Source organism: Flammeovirgaceae bacterium SG7u.111 (assembly GCA_034044135.1).
Lineage (GTDB): Bacteria > Bacteroidota > Bacteroidia > Cytophagales > Flammeovirgaceae.
In genome coordinates, this window is sequence record CP139021.1 from 5,130,912 (window position 1) to 5,144,708 (window position 13,797).

A 13,797-nucleotide genomic window follows, 5' to 3' on the forward strand; every position below is an offset into this window, starting at 1 on the left:
TGTGCCAGCATTTGCAGGAGGCTTTTTCCTAAGGAAGAGCGTTCATTGGGGCTATAAAGAGTTGCTGCTCTAAAAAGAGTAACGGCGGTAGTTCGGGCGAAACACCTAGGTCAGAGGAATTGCACTTGCAAATCTGAATTTACAACGCTTTAAACCCTATATTTGCGGTAAAACAAGTCAACTCAACCATCTATTTACATTCTTCATGAAAAAGGTATTTTTAGTAAGCATTTTCATTCTCACCATTTTTAGTTCTTGCAATAGGACTCAAAACGCCCCATCATCCAACACTTCTTCTGCTAAGCAAGTCGACTTGGCGGATTATGTAAATCCGCTCATGGGCACCGATTCAAAATACAGCCTTTCCAATGGAAACACCTATCCTGCTATTGCCACTCCTTGGGGCATGAACTTTTGGACGCCGATGACCTCCAAAATGGGCGATGGATGGACGTACAAATACAATGAAAATAAGATACGAGGGATAAAACAAACCCATCAGCCAAGCCCTTGGATTAATGACTATGCGGCTTTTTCGCTCATGGCGGTTACGGGCGAGCTAAAATACGAGGAGAGCGAAAGGGCTTCTTGGTTTTCGCACAAAGCTGAAACGGTAAAGCCTTATCATTACAAAACCTATCTGGCAGATTACGATGTGGTAGCGGAACTTGCCCCCACCGAACGGGCGGCACATTTCAAATTCACCTTCCCAAAATCTGATTCTTCCTACATATTATTGGATGCTTTTTTCAAGGGTTCGATGGTGAAAATCATTCCTGAAGAAAGAAAAATAATTGGCTATTGCCGAAACAATAGCGGTGGCGTTCCAGAAAATTTCCACAACTATTTTGTAGCAATATTCGACAAGGACTTTGAACTTACCCACACATGGGGCGATACGTGGAAATTACAAGCAAACACCTTGGACAGCGAAGGGCAGCATGTCGGGGCAATCATCGGGTTCAAAACGAAACGAGGAGAGGTTGTCCATGCAAAAGTAGCTTCTTCGTTCATCAGCCCAGAACAAGCCGAGCTTAATCTTTCGAGGGAAATAGGGCAAGATTCTTTTGAGGTTACCAAGGAAAAAGCCAAAGCAGCTTGGGAAAAAGAGCTGGGAAGAATAAAAATTGAGGATACAAATACGGACAATATCAAGACATTTTACTCTTGCTTGTACAGGGCATTGCTTTTCCCCCGCAAGTTTTACGAGATAGACGCCGACAACAAAATTGTTCATTACAGCCCCTACAATGGCGAAGTGTTGCCCGGCTACATGTTCACCGACAACGGTTTTTGGGATACGTTTAGGGCAGTTTTCCCTTTCTTTAACCTCATGTACCCCGAGCTGAATGGGCATATTATGGAGGGGCTTGCCAACACTTACAAAGAATCGGGTTGGTTGCCCGAATGGGCTAGCCCTGGCCACCGCGATTGCATGATTGGCTCCAATTCTGCGCCTATCATTGCCGATGCCTTTTTGAAAGGAGCGGTAACTTCGGATGCGGAAGTGTTGCTAGAGGCTATCTTAAAAAATGCGACCGTGGAAGAAGGGCGGCCAGTTGGCTCGGTGGGAAGAGAAGGGCTCGATTATTACAACAAATTGGGCTATGTACCTTACGATGTGGGAATAAACGAGAATACGGCACGTACGCTGGAATATGCTTATGCCGATTTCACCATCGCTCAAATGGCGGCAAAACTTGGCAAAGAAAATCTTGCCAAAAAGTACTACGAACAGTCTATGAACTACAAAAATGTATTCGACCCCTCCACAAACCTGATGAGGGGGAAAAATGAAGACGGAAGTTTCCAATCGCCGTTCAACCCACTCAAGTGGGGCGATGCCTTTACCGAGGGAAACAGCCTACACTACACGTGGTCGGTTTTTCACGATGTGCAAGGGCTAATTGATTTGATGGGAGGAAATGATGCTTTTGTAGGGCAATTGGATAATGTATTTGAGATGCCCCCAGCTTTTGACGACTCGTATTACGGGCAAACTATTCATGAAATCAGGGAAATGCAGATCGTAAATATGGGCAATTATGCGCACGGAAATCAGCCAATCCAGCACATGATTTACCTCTACAACTACGCTGGTGCCCCTTACAAAACCCAAGAAAAAATAAGGGAGGTTCTTACCAAATTGTACGCTGCCACGCCCGATGGTTACTGCGGCGATGAGGACAACGGGCAAACTTCCGCTTGGTATGTGTTCAGCTCCTTAGGCTTTTACCCCGTAACACCTGGGGTAGATCAGTACGTGATTGGAAGCCCGCTATTCGACAAGGCTACGCTTACGCTGGAAAATGGGAACACGTTTACTATTTCCTCGGAAAACAATTCAAGCCAGAACTATTACATCCAATCGGCTAGCCTTAACGGGGCAGACCACTCTCCTAATTTCATTCAATTCGATGATATCAAAAAAGGGGGTGAAATAATATTTAAAATGGGCAGCAAACCTAATACAAGCTGGGGAAGCCAAGCCAAGGATGTTCCATATTCTTTGAGTTTAATAAAATAGCAATGAAACCAAATGCATGTTTGACGGTTTCGGTAGTAAAGAATTAAGTCGATTCATTAAAGAGCTATTATTTTAACACCTAACTCATTTTTTATGAAAATTTTTGTTCAATCAATCATACTCATCGCTTTATTAAGCACTAGCGCATGTTCCACTATGAAGAATGCAAAAATACCCTCCATCACCCAAACCAAATGGGTACTGGAAACGCTTTATGGGGATAAGATCAACTATGGAGCAGGCCAGGCAGCAGCTTTTATGGAATTTAAAGAAGACAAAGTGAATGGCTACGGAGGTTGTAACAAGTTCTTTGGTGGCTATTCGCTAGATGGAACAAGTTTAGACTTCGGTATGCTAGGAAGCACCAAAATGGCTTGCCCCACTTCTGACTTGGAAGGCAAATTCATGAAAGCCTTAGACGAAACTAAATCATTTGCCGTGGAAGACGGTCAACTCGCTCTCAAAAGCGGAGACGCTACCGTAGCGACCTTCAAACCGGAATAAAAAAAACGCTGCAAACACAAAAAAGGCTGGGTAGAAACTGATTTTACCCAGCCTTTTTTGTGTTTGCACAACATGAGCAAGAGACTCCCCTTATCTCCGCATCAAATTCACGGCGAGCCTATTTTTTCCTTGGCTTCAACGGGTATTTTTTGTAAATAAATTTCATCACATAATCAATGTTATCCTTTCGGTCTTCTATGCCTTCATTGACTTTCCCAATCGCCGAACCTTGCCATATCAGCTTTTTTTGCTTGGCATCAAATACATCAATAATCAGCGTTCCTTTCCACACATCATATACTTCGTAGCTCGTGGCAGAATAGCCAAACCCAACGCCATAATATGTGTAACCATAAGGATGATTTCCATAATAATCGTTGTAAGAAGCTACAGCTGATTCTCTTTCCAGAATTATCATCGCATTTACAGACAAGTCACTTTCGCCTTCCACAAATTCATAGCCCCTATTTTCCATTTCAAACTTGATGGCTTCTCGTATCAGCTCTCTGTTCACTCCATTTACCAACGTTTTAGAACTGTTGCTCCAAGGCATAAAACCAAAGGTTTTGTAAGTAGTGAAATCAGCACTTTCATCGGTGTCCGAAATAACTTTGATGCTACTGCAGCTGCTAAAAACCATAAGTAGAGCAAAAAACAGGTAAGATGTATTTTTCATAAATTATAGTTTCAGTTTAAGAAGTTCTAAAGCAAAACCTTTCGCTTATGAAATACCTTACTTTAGGCAACTTCAAATAAGTTCAGAACAAAGAAGGAAAATTTTCTTGACTTTGCCCTTAACATTTTATATTTTTTCGGCTCACTGGGCTTTGTACCATCCATACGTGTTTTTTAAGGACGATTTCTGGAAAAAAGAAGGTGATAATACTATTGAAAAAATAGATTTTCATATGTTTGGAAGATCGGTAACATTGAAACACCTATATTTTTTAACCATAAGCCAATTCCCAAATGCTGGCAACCATTTTTGTGATCATCAACCCCCATGCAGGAAATGGAAAAGCCTTGGAAGCTTGGGAAAAAACTAAAAGTGCATTTTCAGGTAATACAAGTATTTTTTCGGTACACATTTCTCAAGCCCAAGCTGAACTTCATAATCATGTAAACGAAGCCTACACCAAAGGAATAAGACGCTTTTTGGCAGTAGGCGGTGATGGTACGCTGCACTCGCTTATCAATGCACTTGCCCCATTTATCATCAACAAAAACCAAGAAACACTCCAAATAGGGCTTTTACCGACAGGCACGGGAAACGATTGGGTGAAAAGCCAAGGAATCGATAAAAACATAAGGCATTTTACCAAAATCCTCGGTAGTACCAAAGAGAAATTCCAAAATATTTGCAAGATCAGCTACACAGAAAATGATGTTGAAAAGGAGCGTTATTTTTTGAATATAGCCAGCCTTGGGTTTGGGGGAAAAACGGTGGAAAACGTGGACAAGCTCCGAAAAAAAGTATTCCTCGGCAAACTGACATTCATAGCAGGACTTGCTTTCACGCTTTTTGGCTTCAAAAGCACTAGATGTAAAGTAGTGATCGATGGATCTGAAATAAAACTCCCGCTGTTCATTTTAGCAGTAGGTAAAGGGAAGTTTTTTGGAGGAGGCATTAAAATCTTACCCCATGCCCAACCCGACGACAATCAGCTCGCCATCAGTATGGTAAGCAAAATACCAAAGTGGAAAGTGTTGGTAAATATCACTCGGCTATTTGACGGAACTTACACCAAAAACAAAGAAGTTGTTGTATTAAAAGGAAAAGAAGTCCTTCTTAAATCAGCAAAGAAAATCCCTCTCGAAATAGAAGGCGAATTCATCGGCTTTACCAAAAAAGCAAATATTTCTTTAACACAGAACAAAATCAAAGTTTTTGTAGCGTAAACCAATTGTATACAACTTCCTCAAGATATTATTCCACACTACTATAAGAAAAAACTGCACCTGCGTTAATAAGCTAATCACATAAAGCCCCAAAAGACATTATTGAATATGAAATACATATTGCTGCTTGTAGCCCTACTTTCCAGCAAAATATTTATAGGCGAGCTCCAAGCCCAAAGGTTGGATGCTGATAGCCTTAAGAAGGTATTGTCTACCACCGAAAATGATACGCTTTTAATTCTCACCAATCTTAAGTTATCTCATATTCTTTACGGCACCGATCCTGATGAATCTAGAAAACACGCACAAAATGCACTCATACTTTCTGAAAAAACAGGAAATGAAAAAGGCATTTTGAATGGGAACAAATATGTAGGAATCTCCTATCATGTACAATCGAACTACGACAGTGCTAGCTTCTACCTAAACAAAGCGATTGTGCTTAGCCAAAAACTCCATTTACCGATAGAAACTGCTCGAATTTTGAACATATTAGGGCTTTCTGACCACCGCACCGGCAAGCCTCAAGAAGCTCTTGAAAAGTTTTATACTGCCATAAATATTGCCGATAGCCTCAAAAGCATTCCGCTGAACATATCCATAAGCAACAACATCGCCTTGCTATACAGGCAACAAGGAGACATTAAAAAAGCATTAGAAATTTACTTAAAAGCATTAGAATGGCCTGAAGAAAAAATCCCGATCATTGGTAGAGGAAACTTGCTAAACAACATAGGGATTATCTACAAAGACCAACAAAGGGATGCTGAAGCTATTGAAGTTTTTACACAAGCCAAAGCCGCCTACACGGAAGGCAGGCACCGACTGGGAATCCTTTCCACGCTGGTAAATATTGGCTCTTTGCAAACACGCAAAAAGGAATATACCAAAAGTATCCAATCCAACAAGCAGGCTATTATTTTGGCAAGAGAGCTTAACAGTCCTTATAATTTGACCTTGGCATACATGAGCCTAGGCAAGACCTTTGGCGAAATGGGGCGTTATGCCGAAGCCAAAAACAGTATAAAAAAAGCTTTGGAAATAGCCCAAGAAAAGGAATTGCTTTTACAAGAAATGGATGCATTCAAGATCTTGTACCTACTAAATAAACAACAAGGGCTCAGCTCCAATGCGCTACAGTACTATGAACAATATACGCTGCTCAAAGACAGCCTTTATGAAAAAGAACGAAGTGACAAAATAGCCGAACTAAATGCTCTTTATGAGGTAAAGGCAAAAAACACCGAAAATACGTTACTCAAAAAAGAAAAAGAGTTAAACGAAAATGCTCTGCAAATAAGCGAGGCAAAACTCCAGAAACAATACACGGCAATCATCGCATCGGTAATTGTGGTAGTATTATTGGCTGTTCTCATCCTATTGCTCACACGCAACTCTTACATGAAAAAAGAAGCGAACAAGCAATTGCTGGAGAAACAAGAAGAAGTGCAACACCACAACGAGATTCTTTCGGAAATCAACCAAAAGCTTTCAGAAACAAACTACGAAAAAGAAAGCCTGATGCATGTAGTGATCCACGACCTTCGCTCTCCGCTCAATAGGATAAAAGCCCTTATGGACTTGCTGAAGCTAACAGGACCACTTAACGAGGAACAGCTCCAAGCTCGCCAGCTCACACTCGATGCAGTGAAAAACGGTAGCTCGCTCATCAATTCCCTGCTCGATATCCACGACTTTGAAAAGGAAGACCTTACCCTCAACCTAAATACCATCGACCTCAAAAGTTTTGTGCAGGGTCTTGCCGAGCCTTTCAATCAGCAGGCCAGCATGAAAAATATTTCTATTTCCCTGAAAAGTGAAGGGAATGTTGATATCCGAACAGATGCAGATCTCTTTACCCGTGTGGTAGACAACCTTATTTCCAACGCTATTAAATTTTCCCATCCAAATAGCCAAATTAACCTTTCGATTAAGCAAGCTGACAAAAAGGTTGTTTTCACAGTGAAAGACCAAGGACCAGGCTTCGATGAAGAAGATAAGAAAAGGGTATTCCGCAAGTTTCAAAAGCTAAGTGCCCGACCTACGGGAGGAGAAAGCTCTACGGGCCTTGGGCTCTACATCGTCCATCTTTTGGTGAAAAGGCTAAATGGAAATATCAGCTTGGAAAGTACAAGAGGAGAAGGCACTTCCTTTATCATCACCTTGCCCAAAAACCTCAATCAAGAAACTTTGACAAGAGCAGCTGATCCTATAGAGAACTCCTAGTTTTCTAAATTCAAAAACAGCCCACATTTAAGGTAACCCCTTCTAAAAAAGCTACCCAAAACCTTACTTTTATTTTTTTTGGGAAAAATAAAGTTTTATTCAATTATTATCCTTTCTTTGCGCTCCTAAAATCACCTCTAACTGATTAGTATTCAGATAGGTGCTTGAGAAAAACCTATTACATAAAGGCTAGGCTTTTCTTAAAAGCCCTTGGTTATCAAACACTAGGGTATATCAGGCGCATTCTCATCAGTGAGCAGTGGGGAAGTTTTGGAGTAGAAAATCAATTTTTAACCCATTATAGTCAGCAAGTTGAGGCCTAGCGTTTTGGTCTTTTTTTATTCAAATGAAAAGCACTTATTTTGATCTGATAGAGCAGAGCTATTATTTCCCCCAAGAGGGATTTGATTTGAGAGATGGTTCGCTCACTTTCCATGGCGTTTCTCTCAAGCATTTGATTGAAAAACACGGCACGCCTTTTAGGTTTATTTACCTACCTAAAATTGGCGACCAAATAAAAAAGACCCGAAACCTTTTCAACAGGGCTATCAAAAACAATTCGTACAGCGGGAAATACCATTTTTGCTATTGCACCAAGTGCAACCACTTTTCCCACGTAATCCAAGAAGCGCTCAAGCACAATGTGAACTTGGAAACTTCCTCGGCTTTTGACATCGATCTTATCCTTCGCCTCTACGAGAAAAAACAGATAGACAAGAAAAGGATAATTATCCACAACGGGTACAAAACCGACGATTACCTCCGCAAAATCATCCTATTGCAAGAGGCTGGCTTTGTCAACTCTATCATCATTTTAGATAGTAAGAAGGAGCTAGACAGGCTACTTAAGTTGGTAAAGAAAACAAAGGTGAAAATTGGGTTGAGAATGTCGATAAACGAGGAAGCTCAGTCGGCTTATTATACCTCAAGGCTAGGTATACCTGGCTCGGAAATCATCGAATTTTTCAAAAACAACATTCGGGACAATGACAAAATTGAGCTGAAAATGCTACACTTCTTTGTCGATTCTGGCATAAAAGACAGTTTGTATTACTGGGGCGAGTTCCAAAAGGCATTGAACCTTTACACCGAGCTCAAAAAGGAAAGCGAAAACCTCGATTGTTTCAACTTGGGTGGTGGTTTCCCCATCCGCAACCACCTTGGCTTTGAGTACGATTATGAGTACATGATCAAGGAAATAGTCAAAAACATAAAGGAAGCTTGCGCCAAGGACAACATTGCCGAACCAAATATTTTCACGGAGTTTGGAAAATACACCGTAGGCGAATCGGGTGCTATCATCTTTGAAGTACTGGAACAAAAGCAACAAAACGATGCGGAAACTTGGTACATCATCGACAACAGCCTGATGAACACCATCCCCGATTCTTGGTCTATCCACGAGAAATTCATCCTACTGCCCATCAACAAATGGGAAAATGAATACCGAAGAGTAAATATTGGAGGGATAAGCTGTGACCATTCGGATTATTACAACTCGGAAGACTTGAACCAAGAGGTGTTATTACCAAAATATTCGGACGAAGACAAGGACAAAGAACCGTTGTACATCGGCTTTTTCCACACAGGAGCTTACCAAGATTCCATCAGCGGCTATGGCGGCATCAAGCACTGCCTTATCCCCTCGCCCAAGCATGTAATTATTGACAGGGACGAAAAGGGGAACATTGTTGATCATGTGTACCGCGAAGAGCAATCTGTAAGGGAAATGTTCAATATTTTGGGGTATAACGAAGATTAGTTTGTGGAAAACAAATTAGTCGGTTCTGGTAAAAAAGTAGATGCTGGAAAATAAAATAAGGGTTCCTGCTGATAAAAAGAAACAAATAGAAGAAGGGATTCCTAGTTTCGCCGATCACTGAAACTAGAATCACTTTAACTTAAGAAGCTTACTATCAATAAATTATATTTTTGGTGTTTTTAACTATTTAACAATGAAACACAACAACATAAAAGAATTCATGCTTGAGCATTTCAAGCATTTTAACTCAGCTGCTTTAGTTGATGCTGCTGAAGGCTACGAAAAGCAATTGGCAGATGGCAACAAGATGATGATCACCTTGGCTGGGGCAATGAGCACCGCCGAGCTGGGCAAATCGTTGGCCGAAATGATCCGCAACGATAAGGTGCAAATCATTTCTTGCACAGGGGCAAATTTAGAGGAAGACCTGATGAACTTGGTAGCCCACTCGCATTACCGCAGAGTGCCCGAGTACCGCGACCTCACTCCTAGCCAAGAATGGGAGCTGTTGGAGAAAGGCTTGAACAGAGTGACAGATACCTGTATTCCCGAAGAAGAAGCTTTCAGGAGGTTGCAAAAGCACATTCATGCTATTTGGAAAAATGCGGAAGACAAGGGCGAACGCTATTTCCCCCACGAATACATGTACAAAATGTTGCTTTCAGGAGTTTTGGAGCAGTATTACGAGATTGACCCGAAAGACAGTTGGATGCTAGCTGCCGCTGAGAAGAACTTGCCGATAGTGGTGCCTGGCTGGGAAGATTCTACCATGGGCAACATCTTCGCCTCGTACTGTGTAAAAAAAGAATTGCAGCCTTCTACGGTAAAATCGGGCATCGAATACATGACCTGGCTGGCAGATTGGTACACCGAAAACACTCAGGATAGCAAAATAGGTTTCTTCCAAATTGGTGGAGGAATTGCTGGAGATTTCCCCATTTGCGTTGTACCTATGCTCTACCAAGACTTGGAAAGAGAAGAAACGCCATTTTGGAACTATTTCTGCCAAATCTCTGACTCTACCACCAGTTATGGTTCCTATTCGGGTGCAGTTCCCAACGAAAAAATCACTTGGGGAAAGTTGGACATCAATACGCCGAAGTATATTATTGAGTCGGATGCAACTATTGTTGCACCACTAATTTTTGCCTACTTATTAGGGTGGTAAAATAGAAGTTAGAGGTCAGAGGCTAGATGTTATAAATTGTTTTATGGACTATTTTCTCTTTTTCTAACTTCTAACCTTTTTACCTAAAAACTTAAATTTCTTCCATAATTTTGGTCTTGCGATTAGTTTCAAGAAGAACCAAAACAACACACAAAAATGCCAATAAACCTAGAACTCAAATCAGAACTAGCCAATGCAATTACCCATGGCATTGGGATTGTTTTAGGAATAGTTGGCATTCCTCTCTTGCTCACCCTAGCGGCGCAAAACGGGGAAACCTACGTGATAATTGCCGCAGCCATTTACGGTTTTTCCTACATGATGGTCTACTCTTCCTCCACCATCTACCACGCCGTAACCCATGTGGAACTCAAAAAGGAACTCCGCAAACTTGACCATATCAGTATTTTTTTCCTCATTGCAGGTACTTACAGTCCTTTTGTAATGATCTTCGGCTTGGACGATTCGGCGGGAAAAATCTTGCTTGCCGCCCAGTGGGTATTCACCTTTTTGGGGATCATTTTCAAGTTATTCTTCACCAATAGGTTCAAGTACGTATCTACGGGTATTTACCTGCTCATGGGGTGGTCCATCGTACTCGTACCCAATTCTTTTTTGTTCAAAATGCCCAGCGAAACCCTTTGGCTGGTATCCATTGGGGGTGGGTTTTACACCATTGGTGTGTTGTTTTATTTGTGGAAAAGCCTGCGGTTTCACCATGCCATTTGGCATATTTTTGTACTGTTTGGCAGCCTGAGCCACTTTGCCGCGCTTATGACAGCTATAACCTAAGGCCATCTACTTTTTCCAACTTTGCCCTTACTTCTGGCAGCAACTTTTCTCGCACCTCTACTTCCATAATGCAATCCATGGTAAATTCCTGTTTTAATATATTCAGGTCATAATCTTTTACCACCTTCATTACATCGTTCATTTGAGGATATTCGAATGTCATACTCAGCGTTTCGGTTATTATTTTTTCTATAATCTCAGCATTTTCCAATGCCTCCGCCGCAGACGTTTTATAGGCATTTATCAGTCCGCTTACCCCAAGTTTTGTTCCACCAAAGTACCTCACTACCACCACAAGCACATCCGTAAGTTCCCTAGACCTAATCTGCCCTAGAATAGGTGCTCCTGCCGAATTCCCAGGCTCGCCATCGTCCGCAGCGCGAAATCTATCCATTTTCCTACCCATCATAAAGGCATAGCAATGGTGCCTTGCATCGTAGTACTTTTTCTTTAATTCTTGGATTTTCTCTTTCACCTGATCTTCCGTTTTCACAGGATAGGCATAAGCCAAAAACTTGCTTCCTTTCTCCTTATAAAACCCTTCGGAGGGCGAATCTATGCTTAGGTATGTATCTTCCATTTCTGTTCAAATAATCTATTATAGCTCTTTGCAACTCTACTTAATAGTTAAAGGTCAGAAAATTTGTAAATAGGTTTCCCAGCTAACTTCCCTAAAATTCAACTAAAGTCTTAAAGAGACTTAATATTAGCGAAGATAGAAAAATAAGGGGTAATGCCTTTTTGGGAAATTGGCCATAAGTTTGCTCTTTTGTAGAAGGAATGATTACAAAAATCGCTTTAGGCAACGTAGGGCAAATGCACAACAGCTTTAAACTTGGAAAACTGGGGATTGTTTTATCACTGATTTTCTTACTACCATACTACCTTTTTGGGCAAGCAGACCGAAGTCTGATGGAAGCCAACAGGCATTCTATTCAGAAGAGGATCGACCAGACTTCTGAAATCTTGGAAAAGATTTTGGAAAGCAAAAACGATAAGCTAACTGAACTGCAAGGCCTCAACAGCCAGATTTCCCAAGTGGGCAGATTGCTCCAACAGATCAACGAAGAGCTAGATGTGCTCAATTGGGAGATTTTTGAAAGCGAAGATGTGATCAACACCCTCAACAAAGACCTCGAAGAACTAAAAGCAGAGTACGCTGCAATGCTCTACTCCACCTACAAATCCAACAACGATATAGAAAGGCTTTCCTTTGTTTTTTCAAGCAAGTCCATCGGGCAGATGTTTTCCCGCCTCAGCTACTTCCGCCAATACGATGAATATAGGCAATACCAAATTGAGCAAATAGCTGCCGTAATGAACATTTTGGAAGAAAGAAAACAAGGCTTAGTAACCAAAAGGCAAGAAAAGGAAACTCTCCAAAATTCGTTGGAAAGGCAACAAAGGAGCTTGCTTTATATGAAAAACAAAAAAAACAGGTTGGTAAAAGACCTTTTGCAAAAAGAAGGTAAGCTCAAAGTGCAGATGGAAAAAGAAGAGGTTGCACTCAACGCCCTTCAAAATGCCGTTACCAAAGCGGTCACCGCAGACATAGCCAGTGGAGTTTCCGAGGCAGCAGCGGCAAGTGGCCACATTGAAAACTTAAAAGGCAAGCTTCCATGGCCTGTGAAGGAAGGGTTTATTTCTCGAAGGTTTGGCAACCAACCGCATCCAATCTACGAAAATATTTGGGACGATAACCCGGGCATCTACATCACTACTAAAATAGGTGAAAAAGTGTTGTCCGTTTTCCCAGGCAAAGTCATAGCCGTTTCTAAACCTCCTGGGGCATTTTATTATGTAGTTACGCTTCAGCACCAACAGTATTACACAAACTACCACCGCCTCAAAAACACCTCGGTGCAGGTAGGGCAAGTAGTAGCCGCTGGCGATCCACTTGGCGAGGTAGCCGAAAGTGATGGCGGATTTGCCGAATTGCTTTTTGAAGTTTGGGAAAACCTAAAAAAGCAAGATCCCGAAGAGTGGCTGGTTAATTAAGAGCTTGTTAAACTTTCACCCCAACAAAAAAAGTCGCTTTTCAGCGACTTTCCCATTTATACTATCTTCTTTCAACTTTTTACTCTGGCTTCAAAGTAAGGTTAACAGAAAGCTTTGCCGTTACTTCTACTCCATTGTAGGTAGTAGTTACATCGTCCGATTTGCTCAATTTGAAAGAGGAAGAAGTCAATTGATCTATTTTCAGGTCGTTCAAGTTAAACTCTAAATCATCATCCAATTCATCAACTCCAATTTCGAACTCCAAGTCGTCAATTTCTAAATTGAATTTCGTTTCGTTTTCTGAAAAAAACCAATTCCCCTCGTCTTCGTCATCTCCATCTACACATAAATTCAAGTTTGGCTTTACGATGAAAGTATTATCTTCCATAAAGTCAAATAAGTCATCTCTATCACACTCGTCTAATTCTGCAATAAGATCCAAAGTTTCTTTAGTTGGCAAAGGCACCCCTGCAAGAGAAACAGAAATTTCTACCTCAAACTCGGTCATGTTCCAGTCATTATTCACCAAAATTTCCTTTTTGGAAATAGCATCTTCTTCCCCACAAGCTTGAATAAACAAAAGTACAGCTATGCAAGGCACCAGCAACAGTAATTTAAATCGTGATTGGAATTTCATAAGAAATAAAGTTTGTTAAAAGTAAATATTAAGGAATATGTCAGCACACAGCTTAGTTGTTAGATTAGTCGCCTGCCATTACTTGATACTGAGGATGAAGTACGAATGTTTCAGTTTTCAGCAAAATAATAGCACAGCTTTTCAATTGAATTGGGAATAAGGCTATAACCATGCCATTTGTGAATAAACGTAAACAGGCCGGCTGCCCTTCAAAAAACTCCCGCATTTGCTTACGTAATTTCACTTACAAAAGAGTCATCTTAAAGCCTGACATAAAGCAGCTT

The 13,797-nt window shown here is 41.2% G+C and carries 11 protein-coding genes; 8 read left to right on the plus strand and 3 right to left on the minus strand.

Features of this window, described 5'->3' with window-relative positions; genetic code table 11:
* The first annotated feature begins 205 nt into the window (after nt 1-205).
* Together R9C00_19900 and R9C00_19905 are read left to right on the plus strand one after the other, a co-directional pair.
* The gene (locus R9C00_19900) at nt 206-2,527 is read left to right on the plus strand and encodes a GH92 family glycosyl hydrolase (protein WPO33964.1); all 2,322 of its coding nucleotides are present in this window, start codon (nt 206-208) and stop codon (nt 2,525-2,527) included.
* A gap of 93 nt (nt 2,528-2,620) precedes the next feature.
* Nucleotides 2,621-3,031, plus strand: a complete 411-nt coding sequence (locus R9C00_19905) for an META domain-containing protein (GenBank protein WPO33965.1) — start codon at nt 2,621-2,623, stop codon at nt 3,029-3,031.
* Between the two features lie 118 nt (nt 3,032-3,149).
* Here R9C00_19905 and R9C00_19910 read toward each other — a convergent pair whose 3' ends face one another.
* Entirely contained in the window at nt 3,150-3,707 is a 558-nt protein-coding gene (locus R9C00_19910) for a DUF4136 domain-containing protein (GenBank protein ID WPO33966.1), read from the minus strand.
* A gap of 293 nt (nt 3,708-4,000) precedes the next feature.
* Between R9C00_19910 and R9C00_19915 the strand changes: the two genes are divergently transcribed.
* The 5 genes from R9C00_19915 (at nt 4,001) to R9C00_19935 (ending at nt 10,878) form a co-directional block, all read left to right on the plus strand.
* Nucleotides 4,001-4,930, plus strand: a complete 930-nt coding sequence (locus R9C00_19915; protein WPO33967.1) for a YegS/Rv2252/BmrU family lipid kinase — start codon at nt 4,001-4,003, stop codon at nt 4,928-4,930.
* Nucleotides 4,931-5,038: 108 nt separating this feature from the next.
* Nucleotides 5,039-7,156 carry a tetratricopeptide repeat-containing sensor histidine kinase gene (locus R9C00_19920; protein ID WPO33968.1) on the plus strand — a complete coding sequence of 706 codons (2,118 nt, stop codon included), beginning with the start codon at nt 5,039-5,041 and terminating at the stop codon, nt 7,154-7,156.
* A 346-nt stretch (nt 7,157-7,502) separates the two neighbouring features.
* The gene (locus R9C00_19925; protein WPO33969.1) at nt 7,503-8,918 is read left to right on the plus strand and encodes an arginine decarboxylase; all 1,416 of its coding nucleotides are present in this window, start codon (nt 7,503-7,505) and stop codon (nt 8,916-8,918) included.
* Between the two features lie 193 nt (nt 8,919-9,111).
* Nucleotides 9,112-10,086: a deoxyhypusine synthase family protein gene (locus tag R9C00_19930; protein WPO33970.1), complete on the plus strand. Its 975-nt coding sequence runs from the start codon at nt 9,112-9,114 to the stop codon at nt 10,084-10,086.
* Between the two features lie 156 nt (nt 10,087-10,242).
* Nucleotides 10,243-10,878, plus strand: a complete 636-nt coding sequence (locus R9C00_19935; GenBank protein WPO33971.1) for a hemolysin III family protein — start codon at nt 10,243-10,245, stop codon at nt 10,876-10,878.
* Here the strand turns inward: R9C00_19935 and R9C00_19940 are convergent.
* Nucleotides 10,868-11,458, minus strand: a complete 591-nt coding sequence (locus R9C00_19940) for a YigZ family protein (protein WPO33972.1) — start codon at nt 11,456-11,458, stop codon at nt 10,868-10,870. The two genes, R9C00_19935 and R9C00_19940, sit on opposite strands and share 11 nt — an antisense overlap.
* A gap of 200 nt (nt 11,459-11,658) precedes the next feature.
* On the opposite strand from R9C00_19940, the gene R9C00_19945 reads away from it, so the two are divergent.
* A complete protein-coding gene (locus R9C00_19945; GenBank protein WPO33973.1) occupies nt 11,659-12,876 on the plus strand; it encodes a peptidoglycan DD-metalloendopeptidase family protein in 1,218 nt (405 codons plus the stop codon).
* Nucleotides 12,877-12,955: 79 nt separating this feature from the next.
* Here R9C00_19945 and R9C00_19950 read toward each other — a convergent pair whose 3' ends face one another.
* Complete coding sequence (locus R9C00_19950; protein WPO33974.1) at nt 12,956-13,513, minus strand: hypothetical protein; 558 nt, start codon at nt 13,511-13,513, stop codon at nt 12,956-12,958.
* Nucleotides 13,514-13,797 lie beyond the last annotated feature (284 nt).